We start from the raw sequence: 18290 nt of genomic DNA on the forward strand, positions 1-18290 counted from the left end.
CATCGCGGTGCACGTGGCGAGCCGCGTGTCAGGTGAAGAACATCGGCACGAGAATGCTGGAAAGCAGCAGGATCAAGGCGCCACCCAGCCGCGAGGAGATCTGCGCGAAAGGCATCAATTGCATGCGCTTGGCGGCGGAGAGCACCGCGACATCACCGGTGCCGCCCATGTTGGCCATGCACAGCCCCGCGGTAATGGCGGATTCGATCGGGTAGAAGCCGACCAGCTTGCCGACCAGCCCGGCGCCGAAGGCGGCGCCGATGACCACGGCGAGTACGATCAGCACATAGGTCGGCGTGATGGCATCGATCACCTGGCCGAGATCGGTATAGGCGATGCCGATCCCGAACAACAGCGCAAAGGTCCAGTTCTTGGCGACGAACTGGAACCACTGCGAGGCGGATTCATTGACGCTTTCCGGCATCACATTGGCGATCTTGAGCACCGCGACCAGGATGATCATCAACGCATAGGGATGCAGCGGAATGAAGCCACCCAGGATCTGTCCGGCGGTGAAGAACGTCAGTGCAGCGACGACACCGATGCCCAGTTTGGAGAGATCGAAGCTGCTTTGGCGCTCCTCGATTTCCACGCCCGGCATCATCTGGCCGTTACCGGTCAGTCCCGGAAAACGCTTGGCCAACCCGTTGAGCAGCCCTGCAATGATGATCGCGAAGACGTTGCCCAGCGCCAGCGCCGGTACCAGAATCGAGATGTAGTAACTCGCCGGCTGGCCGAGCAGCTGCTCATAGATCTGGCTCAACGGAATCGCGCCCGCGCCCATGCCGCCGCCCAGGATCGGCAGGGTAATGACGACCAGGGCATCTTGTACCGAAAAGCCCATCAAGGCGCCGACGATCACCGCGAACAGGCCGGCGAAGAACACCGCGCAGAGCAAGGGCAGCGCGTAACGCGAGCCGACCTTGACCAGAACCTTGGAGTCCATGCCCAGAATGCTGCCGGTGATCAAGGCGGCAATGTAAAAGTTGAGAAAGCCCCCGCTTTTCATGAAGGTGGTGACATTCTCGGTGACAGCGGCAGGCAACCAGCCAACATACACCAGCGTGGCCGCCCCGAAGATCGCCAGGATCGCGCCACCGCCCAGATAGCTTTTGACGATCGGCAGTCGATCGCCGATGAAGCCCAGCAGTTCACCGAGTATCATCATCACCAGCAAGGCACCGATCATGCCGGTGGGCAGCGTATCGGTGAACATGGCCACGGCCATGACGGCGAACGCGATGAAAAAGATCGGCAGTGGCATGCCGAAGATGCGCAACGCCCCTAGCGCGCTCGAAGCGTGCTGGGTATCGTCCAGGTTTTGCGTAGCGGCACTGGTATTCATTGGCGTGCTCCCATGTGTTGGAATCCGCCGCATGGGCGGAGTACGTGAACGCTGCCGAGGATAAGCCGCACATGCCGTGAACCAAGTTTTGCCAACTTATTAAAGCGTTTTGAAATTATTGAAAACGACGACCTTGTTTCCTGCATAGCGCGCCGCGCTTGGATATTACACCAAGGTCGAAAATCTCCCTCCATTGGCCCGATGAATCATGCTCCGCTTGCCGACCGTGCGCCTCAACGTCTGGATCTCGCTGCTGGTGGCCGCCACGGTCATCGTCACATTGGGGGTCGCGCTGTGGCTGTTCGATGCCACGCTGCGCGATACACAGGCCAAAGCCCAGGCAGCCCGGGTCACGGATATCGCTCAGGTCGTGGCCTCCCGTCGGCGTGTGGTCAATGCACTACAGGCGAAAGGCGATAAGCGCGATTATTCTACTGACAGCAGCTTGCAACGCGAGATCGATGCCTTGCGGCGGCGTCTGGGGGTCGACTTCATCGTGGTGATGAACCGGCGAGCCATTCGCCTGACACACCCCGATCCGGCGCGTATCGGCGAACACTTTCGGGGCGGCGACGAAGGCCCCGCCCTGCAGGGTGAACATTACGCATCGCGCGCCGAAGGCACCCTGGGAACCAGTATTCGTGGATTCGCCCCGGTACGCGATGCCAGCGGCGAGGTGATCGGCGCCGTCTCGGTGGGGGTCACGCTGGATACCCTGGGCGCCCGCCTGGCCGACAACCGTTTGCGCGTCGTTCTGGGCATCGCCTTGTTGATGGTGCTCGGCACCCTCGGCGCCAGCTGGCTGGCACGTTACATCAAACGTGTGCTGATGGGACTCGAGCCGCATCAGATCACGCGTCTGGTGGAAGAGCGCCAGGCCATTCTCGGCTCGGTGCATGAAGGTATTCTCGCGGTGGATGTCGCCGGGCGCATTACCCTGGCCAATACCGCCGCCCATGCCCTGCTCGACCAGGCGGGCCTGAACACGCCGACGCTGGGCACATCGATTACCGAGTACCTGCCGCAGAGTAGGTTGCCGGAGGTCTTGCAACACGGCGAATCCGCGCTCGATCAGGAAGTCTTCATCAACGGCCAGGCTCTGCTTGCCAACCGCATGCCGATTCGTCACCACGGCCAGGTGATCGGCGCGGTGGCGACCTTCCGCGACAAGAGTGAAGTGCGCCTGCTCGCCGAGGAATTGACCGGCGTCCGACGTTACGCCGAAGCCCTGCGCGCGGCGACGCATGAGTTCAAGAACAAGCTGCATGTCATGCTCGGCCTGGTGCAATTGGAGGAATATGTCGCGTTGCGCCGCTACCTCCGCGAGGTGGCGGATCATCACGTCGCGCCGGGCGCCGCCCTGGTCGAGGGCATCGGTGAGCCGGTGCTGGCAGGTTTTTTGCTGGGCAAGCAGAGCGAGGCGCGCGAGCGTGACATCACCTTGACGGTGGATGTCGAGGACGCCATCCCCGCCCCTTGCGATCCCGCCATGATCCATACGCTGGTCATCGTGCTGGGCAACCTGCTGGAGAATGCGTTCGACGCCGTCGACGAGCAGCACGAACGGCATGTCACGCTGGCCATGGGCGTCGATGCCGATCTATTGTCGCTGCATGTGCAGGACACCGGCCCGGGCATTCCCGACGCCATGCGGGAACATGTCTTCGCCAGCGGCACCTCATCCAAGGGCAACCAACGCGGCCTCGGCCTGGCGATGGTGCACGAGCATGTCAATGCACATGACGGTACCCTGGCACTGTATTCCGAACCCGGGCGTGGCACGCTGATTGAAGTCGCCCTGCCTTATCCCGCGTCGTCCACCACCGAGAAATGAGCGAGCAATGAGACCGCCGGCATGAGCGATACGCCACTGCAAGTACTCATCGTCGAGGATGACCCCATGGTCATGCGCCTCAACGTCGAATATCTCAACCGGCTCAATGACGTCACCCTGGTCGCGCAATGCGGCGATGTGCCCGGTGCCCTGGAGGTACTGGAGCGTGAAGCCGTCGACGTCATTCTGCTCGATGTCTACCTGCGGGGCCGCAACGGGCTGGAAATCGTCCGTTACCTGCAGCGGCTGGGGCGTGACATCGACGTCATCCTGATCACCGCCGCCAGCGAGACCGAAACCGTGCGCGCCGCGCGACGTCTCGGCGTGCGCGACTACCTGGTCAAACCTTTCGAGTTCGAGCGTTTCAAGGTGGCCGTCGATGCCTGTCGACGCGTGCGCGCCACTCTGGAGCGACTGCCCGAACACGCCGACCAACGCGATCTCGACCGGCTTTTCCAGCCCGCCAGGCCACGTCAGACGCGTAGCGATGGGCTGCCCAAGGGGCTGACGACACCCTCGCTGGCACAAATCGCCCAGGCCATCCTGAGTCTCGATGAGGAAACCTTCACCACCGAAAGCCTGATTCCGGCCACCGGCATGTCCCGCGTCTCGGTGCGCAAGTATTTGAAATACCTGACCGAGCACGGTTATCTCGGGGAGTCCTTCCACTACGGACAGGTGGGACGACCTTCGTTCACCTACCGCTGCCTGGATACCAGTGCCCTGCAAGGGCTTCTCACGACCAAGCACACGCCTTCATGACCGCCGGTGGACTAAAAAAACGAGGCCCCGAAGGGCCCCGCTGGTTTTCAAGAACCACCGTCTTCAAGAACGGGCATCGTCGAGAACAGGCAAGAATCGCGACGCGCGCTCTCAGTTCGCCTGATAGCGATGCAGGCGATGGCGGCGCTCGAATTCCTGTACACGCTGCCGCGCGAACTCCACCGTCTGCGCCGTCATCACGCTGCGGTTTTCATCCTTCAACTCACCGCTGAGGTTGCGTACCAGCACCATGGCGGTTTCGAACATGGCCTCGAACGCCGCCGAGCTGTCATGCGCGCTCGGCAACGGCATCAAGAACGTCACCCCCGGCGTCGCGAACTCGTCCATGTCATCGAGATCGAACACACCCGGCTTGAGCACATTGACCATCGTGAACTGCAAGGCGCTGGCATCCGACTCGGTCTCGAAACGGTGGAAAACCCCCATCTCATGACAGTACCGCAACCCGCAGGCCAGCATCAGATTGAGCAGGTCCGGGCCTTGGAATCCCGCTTCATCGCGTGACAGAACGCTGATGACGATGACTTCCTCGGCGTCGGACAACGCCTCGCGTGCACGATCGGCGTGTACCGGGTTACGCTTGGCACGCTCTATCGCCGGGTGATCGGTGACCACCTCACGCCGCGGCACGCTCTCTTCGGCGCGCGCGGGGGAGTCTTCGGCAGGCGCCGAACGCCGCGGTTCCTCGGCCGCTTCATCCGTGGCGCGAACCGCCGGATGCTCATCGGACATTGTCCGCCGCATGGGCGCCTCTTCACGACGCCGCGCCGTCGCGTCCATTGTCGGGCGCGATGCCGATTCGGGCGCAGACTCACGCGCCGACGATGACTCGAGCGTCGGCTCGTGATGCGAAGGCTCGTCATCGGCCAGGTGCTCGTCATCGTGACCACGGGACGCCGTGAAGCGCTGGGCCGAGGCGCTCATGCGCTGAGCGCCCGCACGCATGGCATCTTTCATGCCCTGCATGCTGGAACGCTTGCTCTCCTGCGCCTCGTCCCGAGGCGAATCGTTTCGATACCCCTCGTCACGCGCACGCTTGAGCACACTGGGCTTGAGCTTTTCTTCGGGAATGCGCTCCTGGCGCAAGGGCGATTCCGGGCGCACCGGCTCACGCTCCTCGCTACGGTCGAAGGTGGCATCACGCACGACACGCGCCCCTCCATTGGGCAATTCCCGCCGAAGCTCAGCCTCGCGGGCCACTTCGTCCGGATCGTCTTCCTCGGCGTCCCTGTCCTCGGATACCTGACCATGCGTCGCCTGGTCGAGGCGCGGAACGCGGCGCTGGCGCTGGAGCCGACGCACACCATCGATCACGATGGTCGTCACCAACACCAGCCCCAGGATGATTAGCCACTCTCTTAGTTCCATGGGTCGTCTTGCCTGTTCGCTATTGGCGCCATGATTAAAACTCGTTCGTGAAGAAGCATAGCGCGATTAACAAAAAAAGGGCCACTTTTTTTGAATGTCAAGTAGGTCCCTTAGCTCAGAGCAATCACCCTTCAATATCCCTGCCAAGGCTCACACATTAGTGTTGGTAACCCTTTTGGCGATTTTCTGCAAGTCGTTCATGCGTCCGCCAGGGTCGCCGCCTCGTCGATTCCCACCGATACCAGCCGGGAGACACCGGCTTCCTGCATGGTCACGCCCATCAATCGTTCGGCCGCTTCCATGGCAATCTTGTTATGCGTGATGTAAATGAACTGGACACTCTCGGACATTTCCTTCACCAGCTTGGCGTAACGTCCCACGTTGGCATCATCCAACGGTGCATCGACTTCGTCCAGCATACAGAATGGTGCCGGGTTGAGCTGAAAGATAGCAAATACCAGCGACAATGCCGTCAGGGCTTTTTCTCCCCCCGACAGGAGATGAATGGTGGTGTTTTTCTTGCCCGGCGGGCGCGCCATGATCGCCACCCCTGTCTCCAGCAAATCGTCGCCGGTTAGCGTCAACCATGCGGCCCCGCCGCCGAAGACCTTGGGAAAAAGTTCGCCGAAGCCGGCATTGACCTGATCGAAAGTCTGCTTGAAACGCGTCCGCGTTTCCTGATCGATGCGCCGAATCGCCTTTTCCAGGGTCTCGATGGCTTCGCTCAATTCGGCATGCTGGGCTTCGAGATAATCGCGGCGCTCGGCCTGCTGGTCGTATTCCTCGATGGCCGCCAGGTTGATGGCGCCGAGGCGACGGATCTTATCGCCGAGCTCGTCGAGCCGGGTCTGCCAGGCCGATTCGGTGGCGTTGGGATCGAGCCCGTCGCGCAACGCGTCGACATCGTGCCCGAGTTCTTCGAGGTGTGAATCCTGCGTATCGGCTTTCAGTGTCAGCGCCTGCACCTGCATGCGCGCTTCTTCGAGCTTGCCGCGTAGACCATCGAGATTGCGTTCGTGTTCCTGGCGCTTGGCTTCGGTGTCGCGTAACGCTTCGGCCAGTTGGTGGGCGCGATCGCGCGAAGCGTTGAGCGTCGCTTCCTCGCGACTGCGCCGGTCGAGCAATTCGTCGAGTCGTTCGCGCGTTTCCTCTTGCGGCTCACGCAGGGTCGCGCGCTGCTCTTCGAGCATGGCGAGCTTTTCGGCCAGACGCTCACGCTGATCGCGCGCACGTGCATGCTGCTGATCGAGCCCCGTGCGCTCCGTCTCCAAACGCTGACGCTCCATCGCCAGATGTTGCTGACGTTCCCGCGCAGGCGCCACCTGCTGACGAAGTGACTGGGCTTTTTCACGCGCCTCACGACGTTGTTGCTCGAGTGCCTCGCGCGTCTGGCTGTTGGCGTCTACCTCACTCATCGCCGCTTGCCAGCGTTCACGCGTTTCCTCGAGCTCCAGGCGTCGCTCGGCATGGCGTTCGACGAGCTGCGCCACATCGTCATCGAGTTCGCGGGCACGCGCGTCGAGCTGCTCCAGACGGCTCGCCAAACCGGCCTCGCGCGACGCCAACTGCTGACGACGCTGCCCAAGGTCGCGCTCCTGAAGACGCAGCGATTCAAGGTCCGCCGCCGCATGCTCCACGGCTTCACGCGCGGTCTGCAAGGTTTCCTCGAGGCGCTCGAGCGATGCCTCGAGCGCCGCGATATCGGCCTGCAGCGTCTCGCGTCGACGGCGCTGGACCAGCACGCCATCCTCGGATGCCGAGGCGCCGCGCCGACGCACCCAATCCCGTCCCAGCCACAGTCCGTCAGGGGTGATCACACTCTCGCCCGCTGCCAGGCGCGCCTGCATCGTCCGGGCGGCAGTTTCATCGACGGCGCAGTGAATGCCATTGAGCCAGGCGCCCAGCGCCCCGGCACCTGCGACGTGTTCTCCCAAGGTGCCGGCAACCGACGCCACGTCATCGCCCCCCAGCAAGGCCAGTTCAGCAGGTGGCGCGTCGGCGGCGATATCGACCATGGCGGATGACGTCGCGAGGCGTGCCTTTAGCCAAGGGGCCAGGGCCCAGGCCACGACCGTCTCCCAGGGCGCAGCGACCTCCAGTCGCTCGGCCAGGCGCGGTGCCTCGGCCAGGCCATGGCGCTCGAGATGCGACTCCAGGGTGGCATCGTCATCGGTCAGGGCGGCATCGAGCAAGGCCTCCACCGACGCCAGTTCGCCCTGCAGGCGGCTGAGTTGCGAGCGTTGGGTGTCACGTTGGGCAGCCGCGTCGTCGAGACGTGCCTGGGCATCCTCGCGCTGTCGCTGCAGGTGCTCGCGCTGGCTTTCCAGCGCTTCCTGATCGAGATCCAGCGCCTCGAGTTGCTCACGCAGTTCACCGCGCTCACCATGCAACGCCTCGACATCGGGCAGCTCCTGGCGTTGCTGACGGCGCTTCTCTATCTGACCGTCGAGTTCGGCGATGGCGTTTTCGAGGCGACGCACGTCGTCCTGGGCGCGCTCCGCGCCGTGCGCCACATTGCGGTCACTTTCGTTGAAACGCTCCCACTCTTGTTGCGCGGTGGTGGCTTCTTCGTCAGCGGCGTCCAGCGACTCCTGAAGCATCTCCAGCGTTTCCTGAGCCTCTTCGAGCTCGGGCGCGATGCTGTCCAGGCGTTCGTCCAGGGCCGCACGACGCTCGTCGTCCTGAGCCCCCAACTGTTCGAGTTCGCGCAGCTCGCGGCGCGCCTCCTCGATATCCTGCGCCAGTTGTTGATCGCGCGAACGCGCATGCTCGATGGACTGCTCGATGCGCGCTATCTCGGCACCGGTTTCATAGAAGCGGGCCTGATGGGTTTCCAGCTCGGCGGCGATCTCATCGTGCGCCAGCCGCGATTCTTCCAAACGACGTTCGCACTGGCGCTGGCCGAGAATTTCTTGCTCGACCTGATTTTCCAGCTCGCGGACGTGCTGCTCCTGGGTATGCTGCTGGGTCCGAAACGCCCGTGCTCGCAGCAGCGCCAGCTCGCCCTTGAGTCGGTGCTCCTCGTTCTTCAGGGTCTGGTAGCGTCGCGCGGCATCGGCTTGACGCTTCAGGCGCTCGAGCTGCTTATCGAGCTCTTCGCGAATATCGTCGAGACGGTCGAGGTTCTCCTGGGTGCGGCGCAGGCGATTCTCGGTTTCGCGACGGCGTTCCTTGTACTTGGAAACGCCCGCCGCTTCCTCCAGGGTCGAGCGCAGCTCTTCAGGGCGCGCCTCGACCAGCCGCGAGATCATGCCCTGGCCGATGATGGCGTAGGAGCGCGGCCCCAGCCCCGTGCCCAGGAAGAGATCGGAAATATCGCGGCGGCGACATTTCTGACCATTGAAAAAGTAATTGGACTGGCTGTCGCGGGTGACCTGACGCTTGACGGAGATCTCGGCGTACTGGGCATAGGCGCCGCCCATGGTGCCATCGCTGTTGTCGAAGACCAGTTCGATGGAGGCCTGTCCCACCGGTGAGCGCCCGGTGGAGCCATTGAAGATGACATCGGTCATCGACTCGCCGCGCAGCGTCTTGGCGGAAGATTCACCCATCACCCAGCGCACGGCATCGATGATGTTCGATTTGCCGCAGCCATTGGGGCCGACGATGGCGGTCATGTTGCCGGCGAACGGCACATTGACCGCATCGACGAACGACTTGAAGCCGACCAGCTTGATGGACGTGAGGCGCATGCGCTGCCGAAGTTCCTGAGGGTGAATCGCGGCCCGAGGCTCGAGCCATGCATGAAAGCCCGCAGTCTATCCGAGGCGCGGGCGTGGCCCAAGACCCATTGCCCACGATTCCAGTGGTCTGCTCCTCCCCTTGCCGGTCCGCAGTTCATTCACACTACGGTCGCGGCCACCCGACAACACAAAGTTTTACATTGACTGATACCCAAACTTACAATTCAGCGTCAGGGAAAGATTCAGAAAATAATGCTCTTCGCTATTTCGAGTCGTACTCATAGCGCGTACACCAACCAGACGGCGCCATGCGAAAGATGTGTATCAGGGAAAGTTACCTTCTGTAGTGCAAATTGCCGGTAGTAACTCAGAGACTTGCAACACAGGAGAGCGCTATGCCCCCTATGGTCGAGAAACGAATTCGCACTGGCATCCTTGGCTTCGATGAAATTCTTCAGGGTGGGCTAGTTCCCCGGCGCACTTACCTGATACGCGGCGGGCCTGGCTCCGGCAAAACCACGCTTGGCTTGCACTTCCTGATCAACGGACCGCACCCGGGCAGCCTTTTTGTCACCCTTGGCGAATCCGAACAGCAGCTACGCGACAACGCCAAGCGCAGCGGGCTAGCGATGGAGAGCGTGGATGTGCTGGACCTTTCACCAGGACAAGAGGAATCCGGCGACACTTACACCTTGCTGACAAGCTGGGACGTGGAAGGCAATAGCCTGTACGACAGTATTCTGGACTATGTTCAGAAGCATCAACCGCAACGCATATTGATCGACTCTCTCAGTCAGATGCGCTATCTCTCGGCCGACACATTCCTGTTTCGCAAACAGGTCATGTCCCTGCTACGAAAGCTCACGGCTGAAGGCGCAACGGTCTTGTTCACCTCGGAGCAAGGGCCAGGCGATGATAGTGATGATTCTCTCCTATTCCTTAGCGACGGTGTCATAACGCTGGAACAGACTGCCAGCGGGCGACATTGCCAAGTGACGAAGCTACGTGGCACTGCATTTGCCAGTGGTCCGCACGATTTCAGTCTGGGCGACGGCGGTATAACGCTGTATCCGCGCCTGGTTCCAAGCCACCATGGCCGCCAGGTGGAACACACTCCACTAAGCTCTGGTCTGCCGGAATTCGATGCTCTCACTCATGGGGGGCTTGAGCGAGGCACAATAACGCTGCTGTCAGGACCCACCGGCGTAGGCAAAACCACTCTCGGTGCTCAATTGATGAGTGAGGCCGCCAAGCGCCAAGAACGCTCGGTGATCTACTCTTTTGACGAAGGCGCTTCCACATTCTTCGCCCGGTGCCGACAAGTCAACCTGCCCGTGGAGGAAATGATCGCCACGGGCCACCTGAGTTTTGAAGCAGTCGAACCACTGCATTACAGCCCGGACAGCTTTGCCACGCGGGTACGCATCGAGATTGAAGAACGTGGTACCACCATGGTGATGATCGATAGTCTCTCCGGTTATCAGCAATCGGTGCGCGGTGACGATCTTCGGCAACGCGTTCATGCCCTGTGCCGCTATCTGGTCAACATGGGCGTCACGGTGCTACTGGTCAACGAAGTCTTCTCGATCACTGGAGAGCAGGCCAAAGTGACCGAAGACGGGCTGAGTTACCTTGCCGACAATATCGTCATGCTCCGTTACCTAGAGCTGGACGGCGAGATGAGGAAATCGATCGGTGTGTTGAAGAAACGTGCCGGTGGCTTCGAGAAAACGCTTCGCGAATTCGACATGACCCCTGCAGGACTGAAAGTCGGTCAGCCACTGCACGGACTGCGAGGCATCTTGGGCGGTATTCCCGAAGTCACTACCCGCTCAGAGAACATCACATGATGGCCTCTACCGGTCCCCCTCAAGCGCCTTCACGCATCGCGGTGGCGCTGGCAAACCCCTTCAATGGGGAATTGCTAGAGAGGTTGCTGGGCCAAACGTTTCAACTCGACCATGGCTTCTTCGACAGCCATGACCGCCATACTCAAGAGGTAGATCTGGTGGTACTGGATGTCGCTTGCTTGCGGCACCATCACAAGTTGGTCCGTGAATTGCGGCGGAACGCCAACCCCATGGTTCTACCGGTCTTGCTGGTGGACGAAAGCCGAGGAAGCCCCCATCCTCACGCCACCCAGGAACTGGGCAAGAATGTCGATGACATTCTGCGTATTCCCACCACTCGAGAGGAGCTGCAAGCCCGAATTTACAACCTGCTGCGCCTGCGTACTCTCGCGAGAAAGCAGGACGACGCCAGACGACAACTGGTGGGCGTGGTCAGTGCTCTGCGAACTCTTAGTGCCTGCGACAGTATCGTGGTGCGTTCAAAATCCGAGAGCGAGTTGATCAAGGATCTGTGTCAAACCATTGTTGATGAAGAAGGCTACAATTTGGCTTGGATTGGGTTCCAAGGCACCGAGGGCGACTCCGCGCTGGATATCTGCACCTGGGCCGGCCGGGCCCATGAACTCATTCCCGACCTGAAGCAGGCCATGGTCCAGAAAGCCGCTTGCTTCGATATGGTCTCCCAAAGCATTCGCGCCCACACACCTCATATCGTCAATGATATTGGCGATACCTTATCGTCACCGCAGTTGCGTGAGATCGCCAAGGCTCACCAGCTCACTGCAGCCATCGTGTTGCCTTTGAATACAGAAACCGAGCCTGCAGGCTGCCTGGCCATCTACTCGAGCCGAACTGGTCGTTTTGACCACAGCGAACGCCAGTTGCTGGAACGTCTTGCCGCCAATCTCGTGTTCGGCCTGGACTCGTTACGTACTCATACTGTAAGAGAACAGCAAGCCGCCGAAATCCATTACCTCGCTTACACGGATGAGTTAACCGGGTTACCCAACCGACGACACCTGATCGACTATCTGAACGGCATTCTGACAGCTTTGAAGACACAAGAAGCCCATTACGCCGTCCTGTTCATCGACCTGGATGGCTTCAAGCTGATCAACGACGGCCTGGGCCATGAAGTGGGTGACGAGGTGCTACGACAACTTGGCCAGCGCCTGCAAGCGGCAGTACGCGACTCTGATCTCGTGGTCCGCCAGGGCGGCGACGAATTTCTCGTCGTGATGGACGGTACGCCCCGGGATGGCGCCCCACGGGATCCTGCGACCATTGTCGACACGGCTCATCGTCTCGCCAGCAGGATTATCGCCCACTTGAGCGAACCTCTGACAGCGGGCGGCTATACCCATCGTTTGAGTGCGAGCGTGGGTATCAGTCTGGTTCCCGAGCATGGCCGTGCCCCCATCCTTCTGATCGAGAACGCTGACAAAGCCATGTATGAGGCGAAGCGCCGGGGAGGTGGACAAAGTTATCTGTTTTCGAACAACCTGGCTAACAATCGCCAGCAGCGTTTCTCCATGGAAACCCAGCTGCACCAAGCGTTGGAGCATAAGCAATTCGAACTCTATTACCAACCGGTATTTGAACTCGATACATGCCGCATCGTCGCTGCGGAAGCGCTAATCCGTTGGCCGCAAGAAGATGGAGAGGTCCTGGCGCCAAGCGTATTCATGCCACTGGTGGAAGAACTAGGGCTGATCAAGCCTGTGGGAGACTGGGTGCTGGAAACGGCCGCTTCCCAGTTGCGTGACTGGCACCGTCAAGGCTTATATCTCAGCATGGCGGTCAATCTCAGTATCAATCAGCTTTACCCCAATGGCGATGCTAAACACTTTGCCGATCTGGTGACCCCCTACATCGCCCCGTCTTGGATACATCTGGAAGTCACTGAAAATGCGCTCATGGAAGATCCGATAGAAACGGCAGCTTTGCTCAAGGCGCTGCACGACCAGGGGTTTCAGATCGCCATCGACGACTTCGGTACTGGCTATTCGTCGCTGAGTCGTTTGCAACACCTCTCGATCCAGACTCTGAAAATTGATCGCAGTTTTGTCCACGAACTGAGCCGGCCCGGCAGCAAAAGTGGTGCTCTCGTTTCAACCATTCAGCAGATGGCAAGCAGCCTCAATCTTCACACCATCGCTGAAGGCATCGAAACCGATCAGCAGCGCCAGCTATTGATCGAGACCTCAACGGGCAAGACCTGGGGCCAGGGGTTCTGGTTCAGCCCTCCCATCTCGGCGCAGTCATTCGAGCGATTGGCGATGGCCAACACGTCCAATGATGTATCGGACCTGGTGTCATCTCAGGATCCGCCTTGAACGCCGGATACCACAGGCTGAACCACAGAAGTATCACTCCAGTTCAAGGTGTCGGCGGGATTTGCCGCCTCGCCCCGCCTTGCTATGATGCCCGGGGATCATCCGAGGGAGAGGGTCATGTCGCACGTTACGCCGCACTACCTGCAGCGCCTGCCGAACCTGCCACTGTCGGACGCCGCCTGGGAAGAGATCGACGCCACCGATTTCGTCGAGATTCCCTTACTGGGCGTGGTGGCCGCCGGACTGCCCATGGAGGCCTGCCCCGATGACGAGGCCATTCATGTGCCGTCGCGCATGGTGCGACGCAATACCTATGCCTTGCGCGTGCGAGGCGACTCGATGGTCGACAGCAATATCTTCGATGGCGACATCATCATCATCGAGCGTTTCGAGTCCGCCGAGAACGGCGAAACTGCCGTGGTGCTGATCAACAACCAGGAGGTCACGCTCAAGCGATTGTTCATCGAGAAATCCGGCGTGCGCCTGCAACCTGCCAACGATGACATGCCGCCCATCTATCTCAAGAACGACGATGTGCAAGTACTGGGTCTGGTGATGGGCGTGATGCGCCACGCCGCCACGAGCCACTGATGCGTTACCCGATTCCCGACCTCGCGGCCGGCGAGCATCGTTACCATGAGATAGAGATCGAGAAAAGCCGCTTCATTACCTGGACGGCGTTCATCCCCGATATTGCCAGTTTCGACGCATTGCTGGCACAAGCGCGTGCGGCTCATCCCAATGCCAGCCATCACTGCACGGCCTATATCGCCGGTGCGCCGGGTGAGCAGAACGCCATCGGTTTTTCCGACGATGGCGAACCCGGCGGCACTGCCGGGCGCCCCATGTATCAAGCATTGGAAGGGTCGGGGCTGGGGCAGGTCGGCTGCGTGGTGATTCGTTACTTCGGCGGCACCAAGCTCGGTACCGGCGGTTTGGTTCGCGCCTATACGCAGGCGGTCGTCCAGGCACTCGAGGGCCTGCCCCGGCGCCCCTTCATAGAACGCCGGCCGTTGCGAGTACGCGTCGATTTCGCCGGCGAAGCCATCGCCCGGGAGTGGCTCGCCTTGCAGGATGCCCTCATCGAGAGCGCCGATTACGGTGCCGACGGCGTGACGCTCGACATCGCCTGGCCGCGCGAACGCAACCACGATCTGAGCGAGCTGACCTCGCGCCTCAAGGGGCGACTGACCCGGCTCGATGCCTCGTGATCGATGGGTCCCTCCTTCTTCCATGGCAACAGGCGTTTTCCTTATCGTCCGGCAGTAATGACATAATGCCCTGCTCGATTCAGGGGATCTGGCAATGACACCCAAGGTGATGGCGACGACATGACGCAAGTGGCCAACGGACGTATCGGCCTGGCACCGATGGAAGGCGTGATCGACGTCGTCACGCGCGACTTGTTGAGCGCCGACGGCGCACTCGACTGGACGGTGACCGAATTCGTGCGCGTGGTCGACGCACGCCTCCCGGCGCGCGTATTCCTGCGTCACTGCCCCGAACTCGAACACCACGCTTGTGCGACCTCGCACGGCACGCCGGTACATCTACAGCTTCTCGGTTCCGATCCCGGCGCCTTGGCGGCCAACGCGGTCCGCGCCCAGGCACTCGGCGCGCGTCAGGTCGATCTCAACTTTGGCTGCCCGGCCAAGACCGTCAACCGTCACGATGGCGGCGCCTCACTGCTGCGCGACCCCGAGCGCGTGAATACCGTCGTGCGCGCCGTTGCCGAGGCGCTGGCGCCCTTGGGCATCGCCGTGACCGCCAAGATCCGCCTGGGATTTGACGACAAGCAAGTGGCACTCGCCTGCGCCGAGGCCGCCGAAGCCGGAGGCGCGGCACACCTGGTCGTGCATGCCCGCACCCGCCGCGAAGGCTATCGACCGCCCGCGCATTGGGAATGGATCGGCAAAATTCAGGCGCGGCTGTCGATTCCAGTCATTGCCAACGGCGATATCTGGACACTGCAAGATTACTGGAAGGCCCGCACGCTCTCGGGCTGCACGGACGTGATGCTGGGACGCGGCATGCTCGCCGACCCTTGGCTTGCACGCCGTATCAAGCGTTGGCAATGCACCGGCGAGCACCTGCCGGAGACTCCCTGGGTAGCACGCGCCGACATGCTGACGGCCTATGCCAGGCGCATGCGCATGCACCTGCCGGAAAAGATCGTGGTCGCACTGCTCAAGCAGTGGCTCAACCAAATGCGTGGGCGTGATGCCGAGGCAGCACAGCGTTTCGCTGCGTTGCGTCGACGGACCGAGCTGGTGGATTTTCTTGCCGGGCTTGAGCCCTCGAAAGCACACGCCCCGGCGACATCCCAATCACCGTCGCGCGAGACGGTCACGCCTTGATCACTGAATCGTCATGTCGCCGAGGCAATTCGAATGGACACGCCTCGGCGCCTTCGACGACATACCGGGACGGCACGGGGGATAGCGTATCGAAGATTTCCCAGGCCATGACGCGATCACGCCCCCCGCGCTTGGCGGCATATAGCCGCTGATCGGCCAATTCCAGCAGTTCTCTGAGCGTCGCTGCTTCGTCGTGAATCGCGATGCCTTGACTGATGGTCATGCCGAGCGATTTGTCGGGTAGCATCAGAGGCTGGTCGCGTACGACGAGCGCGACGCGTTCGGCGACTGCCATGGCGTCGCTACGCGACGTCCCCGGAAGCAACAACAAGAACTCTTCGCCGCCGTAACGCCCTAATACATCGCCGTCGCGCAGTCCTTGGCGCAGGCAGTTCACCAAGTGGCAGAGCGCCGCGTCTCCCGTGGCATGCCCATGCAGATCGTTGAACCGCTTGAAGTGATCGACATCCAGCAACACCAGGGCGAAAGGTCGCTTGGCACACCGCCAGCGTTCGGCAATGGCGAGGATTGCCCGCCGATTGAGGGCCCCGGTCAGCATATCGTGCAAGGCTTCGCGGCGATAGGCACGCTCGAGCCGTTCGGTCACGCCTTCGAACCCCATCAGCACGCTACCGATCAACCCCCCCGTCAGCGCCAGATTGGCCCACAACAGCCCTGTCGCCACTGCCGGAGATAGCGCAACCCAGGGCGCCCCCTGATGCATATGCATCAACAATGCGCCGATCACGCCCAGCAGCAACAGCGACAACACGATTTTGTAGCTACGCGGGATCGCACTGGTGTGCAGTACCAACAGCGCCAGCCCCACGTAGAATTCGAAGCCGACACCCGTGCCGTAAAGACGGATGGCCTCGACGATGAGCACCAGCATCATGCCCCAAAGCAAGATCGCGCCCCACGCCATGTGCCCCCGGTGGTGCAGTCCGCGCGCGCCGCACGTCATCAATACGCTGAACAGGACGATCAATATCGGCCCGGGATGCCCCAGCCAGACGAACAACGGCAACATCAAACCGATATAGGCCACCAACGCCATGCCGTACAGTTGGGCGAAGGTATCGAAATAGCGCCGGGACTCCGGCGGCAAGGGGCAATACGGAGGCAACGCTGTGCCTCGCCCTGCCCACGGGAAATAGGTACGTAACGGCATGATGAACGAATTCCTTTGTATCGCGTTAGGCCACGTCATGCGACGGGCCTTGCCCTGTATCGACTCTTAAGCAAGGTTAGCCGTACTCGGCGCATCGAAAGGACGATTCGTGTATGAATTTAGCCGCTTCGCAGCATGAAATTCGTCAAACGCGAAATAAGCAAAATGCCATGTGATCGCTTCTCTGCGCTAGGGTATCCGCCTTAGATGACACGGCCCCACACGAGATTTCCGAACATCTCACAACGTCGCCGGTCCTACGATTTCCAGATCGCTCATGACCAATTGATCGCGCCCGGCGGACTTGGCGCGATACAGGCGACGATCGGCCAGGGCGATCAGTTCCTGCACGGAGGCGACTTCGTCGGAGGCAGCCAGCCCCATGGAGAATGTCACCGGCAGGGTCAGCGTTTCCAGACAACACGGCTGCTCCTCAAGGCATCGGCGAATACGCGATGCTACCGTTAACGCTTCATCCCGGGTACTGTCGGGAAACACGATCAGGAATTCCTCGCCCCCCACCCGCCCGAGGCGGTCTTCTTCGCGCAAAGCACCGCGCACTATATACGCCAAATGGCGCAAGACCTCGTCGCCTACCGTATGGCCATAGGTATCGTTGACTTGCTTGAAATGGTCGGCATCGAGCAGCAGCAGCGTGAAGTGGCGCTGTTGATGCCAGAGCATGTCGGCTTCGTGGAAGATGGCGCGCCGATTAGGCACCTTGGTGAGATAGTCGTGAGTGGCATCACGCCGGAAATGGTGTTCGCAGCGTTCGGTGATCGCATGCAGTCGCCACATGATGCCCCCCAGGACCAGGAAGACCATCATCAGATTGATGACCTGCAGTGCACGAGACACGCTCGCATCGCGCGTTACCCATGGAATGCCATAGGAGGGCAGCATGATCGCCATCAAGGCGACGCTACCGATCGCAACGCTCATGCCAACCTTGTAGCGCACGCTCAGGTCGCTGATCAGGATTTCACAAAGCAACAGGAAGAAATAATATTCGAAACCGGCGTCGGGGCCGACCCACCATATGCCTATCGACAACATCAGCAGCGTGACCGCCATCTTGACGGTCATCGCCTGCTTCAGTTGCAAACGCCGATGCAAGACCAGTGCCACCAGGTTGGCCAGGATGCAAACGACGCTCAGGACGATCATTGCCGGGATCTGCATCGCCACCAGAATGCCGGCAAACACGACATGTCCAAGGCTGGCAATCCAGAAGATCTGCGCCATTGCCTGGTAACCGCGTCGTCGCTCCAATGGTAACCCTGGCGGGGTATCACACGACCATGTCCAGAGCCGCTGCAAGGCTCTTGAAGTCATCTTGAGTCCCTTTCTTCCCGCGCACCGTCGCGTAAATCGCAACGCAATGTCCCCGCCTCCGCTGCCGTTGCAAATTGTCAGGGCAAGGATCGTTATATGTGTCTCCGGCCTATAGCGGCCTTATCCGCCAGTCTCGGTGCCAACGCCTGTACCAGGGTCCGCTTCCAGCGGTATGTCGAAGAAAGCTTAGCCAATACACGCTAAAGTGCGAACGAAACGTAAATAAAT

The 18290-nt window shown here is 60.8% G+C and carries 12 protein-coding genes; 7 read left to right on the top strand and 5 right to left on the bottom strand.

The genetic code is table 11. The features are described 5' to 3' along the window. Window positions 1-28: 28 nt before the first annotated feature. Window positions 29-1345, bottom strand: coding sequence for a 2-hydroxycarboxylate transporter family protein (locus C8E00_RS05475; RefSeq protein WP_133695452.1), 1317 nt, complete (start codon window positions 1343-1345; stop codon window positions 29-31). A 208-nt stretch (window positions 1346-1553) separates the two neighbouring features. Here C8E00_RS05475 and dcuS point away from each other — a divergent pair, with 208 nt between their 5' ends. Together dcuS and C8E00_RS05485 are read left to right on the top strand one after the other, a co-directional pair. After that, a complete protein-coding gene (gene dcuS, locus C8E00_RS05480) occupies window positions 1554-3179 on the top strand; it encodes a DcuS/MalK family sensor histidine kinase (protein ID WP_133695454.1) in 1626 nt (541 codons plus the stop codon). Between the two features lie 21 nt (window positions 3180-3200). Next, window positions 3201-3941: a response regulator gene (locus tag C8E00_RS05485; RefSeq protein WP_133695457.1), complete on the top strand. Its 741-nt coding sequence runs from the start codon at window positions 3201-3203 to the stop codon at window positions 3939-3941. Between the two features lie 111 nt (window positions 3942-4052). On the opposite strand, the gene zipA is transcribed toward C8E00_RS05485, so the two are convergent. Then, complete coding sequence (gene zipA, locus C8E00_RS05490; RefSeq protein ID WP_133695459.1) at window positions 4053-5330, bottom strand: cell division protein ZipA; 1278 nt, start codon at window positions 5328-5330, stop codon at window positions 4053-4055. A 197-nt stretch (window positions 5331-5527) separates the two neighbouring features. Next, on the bottom strand, window positions 5528-9022 hold the full coding sequence (gene smc, locus C8E00_RS05495; protein ID WP_133695461.1) for a chromosome segregation protein SMC: 3495 nt from the start codon (window positions 9020-9022) through the stop codon (window positions 5528-5530). 386 nt (window positions 9023-9408) lie between these two features. On the opposite strand from smc, the gene C8E00_RS05500 reads away from it, so the two are divergent. The 5 genes from C8E00_RS05500 to C8E00_RS05520 all read left to right on the top strand — a co-directional run bounded on the left by C8E00_RS05500 (window position 9409) and on the right by C8E00_RS05520 (window position 15556). Further along, window positions 9409-10863, top strand: coding sequence for an ATPase domain-containing protein (locus C8E00_RS05500; RefSeq protein ID WP_208291883.1), 1455 nt, complete (start codon window positions 9409-9411; stop codon window positions 10861-10863). Beyond that, on the top strand, window positions 10860-13199 hold the full coding sequence (locus tag C8E00_RS05505) for a GGDEF domain-containing protein (RefSeq protein ID WP_133695463.1): 2340 nt from the start codon (window positions 10860-10862) through the stop codon (window positions 13197-13199). Before C8E00_RS05500 ends, C8E00_RS05505 begins: the two co-directional genes overlap by 4 nt. A 117-nt stretch (window positions 13200-13316) precedes the next feature. Continuing rightward, window positions 13317-13790 carry a LexA family protein gene (locus C8E00_RS05510; protein WP_133695465.1) on the top strand — a complete coding sequence of 158 codons (474 nt, stop codon included), beginning with the start codon at window positions 13317-13319 and terminating at the stop codon, window positions 13788-13790. Next, a complete protein-coding gene (locus C8E00_RS05515; RefSeq protein WP_133695467.1) occupies window positions 13790-14410 on the top strand; it encodes an IMPACT family protein in 621 nt (206 codons plus the stop codon). Before C8E00_RS05510 ends, C8E00_RS05515 begins: the two co-directional genes overlap by 1 nt. A gap of 120 nt (window positions 14411-14530) precedes the next feature. Continuing rightward, on the top strand, window positions 14531-15556 hold the full coding sequence (locus tag C8E00_RS05520; protein WP_243833117.1) for a tRNA dihydrouridine synthase: 1026 nt from the start codon (window positions 14531-14533) through the stop codon (window positions 15554-15556). Here the strand turns inward: C8E00_RS05520 and C8E00_RS05525 are convergent. After that, window positions 15546-16727: a GGDEF domain-containing protein gene (locus tag C8E00_RS05525; RefSeq protein ID WP_166638258.1), complete on the bottom strand. Its 1182-nt coding sequence runs from the start codon at window positions 16725-16727 to the stop codon at window positions 15546-15548. The genes C8E00_RS05520 and C8E00_RS05525 overlap by 11 nt on opposite strands. A gap of 240 nt (window positions 16728-16967) precedes the next feature. Continuing rightward, window positions 16968-17972: a GGDEF domain-containing protein gene (locus C8E00_RS05530; protein ID WP_166638259.1), complete on the bottom strand. Its 1005-nt coding sequence runs from the start codon at window positions 17970-17972 to the stop codon at window positions 16968-16970. Between the last annotated feature and the right edge of the window lie 318 nt (window positions 17973-18290).

Origin of the sequence: Chromohalobacter marismortui, assembly GCF_004364315.1 — a bacterium.
GTDB classification, from domain to species: Bacteria; Pseudomonadota; Gammaproteobacteria; order Pseudomonadales; family Halomonadaceae; genus Chromohalobacter; species Chromohalobacter marismortui.

Excerpts from the sequence above, each read along its gene's own strand:
- C8E00_RS05475 (WP_133695452.1), bottom strand. The coding sequence starts at position 1,345 with ATGAATACCAGTGCCGCTACGCAAAACCTGGACGATACCCAGCACGCT.
- dcuS (WP_133695454.1), top strand. The coding sequence starts at position 1,554 with ATGCTCCGCTTGCCGACCGTGCGCCTCAACGTCTGGATCTCGCTGCTG.
- C8E00_RS05485 (WP_133695457.1), top strand. The coding sequence starts at position 3,201 with ATGAGCGATACGCCACTGCAAGTACTCATCGTCGAGGATGACCCCATG.
- zipA (WP_133695459.1), bottom strand. The coding sequence starts at position 5,330 with ATGGAACTAAGAGAGTGGCTAATCATCCTGGGGCTGGTGTTGGTGACG.
- smc (WP_133695461.1), bottom strand. The coding sequence starts at position 9,022 with ATGCGCCTCACGTCCATCAAGCTGGTCGGCTTCAAGTCGTTCGTCGAT.
- C8E00_RS05500 (WP_208291883.1), top strand. The coding sequence starts at position 9,409 with ATGCCCCCTATGGTCGAGAAACGAATTCGCACTGGCATCCTTGGCTTC.
- C8E00_RS05505 (WP_133695463.1), top strand. The coding sequence starts at position 10,860 with ATGATGGCCTCTACCGGTCCCCCTCAAGCGCCTTCACGCATCGCGGTG.
- C8E00_RS05510 (WP_133695465.1), top strand. The coding sequence starts at position 13,317 with ATGTCGCACGTTACGCCGCACTACCTGCAGCGCCTGCCGAACCTGCCA.
- C8E00_RS05515 (WP_133695467.1), top strand. The coding sequence starts at position 13,790 with ATGCGTTACCCGATTCCCGACCTCGCGGCCGGCGAGCATCGTTACCAT.
- C8E00_RS05520 (WP_243833117.1), top strand. The coding sequence starts at position 14,531 with ATGACGCAAGTGGCCAACGGACGTATCGGCCTGGCACCGATGGAAGGC.
- C8E00_RS05525 (WP_166638258.1), bottom strand. The coding sequence starts at position 16,727 with ATGCCGTTACGTACCTATTTCCCGTGGGCAGGGCGAGGCACAGCGTTG.
- C8E00_RS05530 (WP_166638259.1), bottom strand. The coding sequence starts at position 17,972 with ATGGCGCAGATCTTCTGGATTGCCAGCCTTGGACATGTCGTGTTTGCC.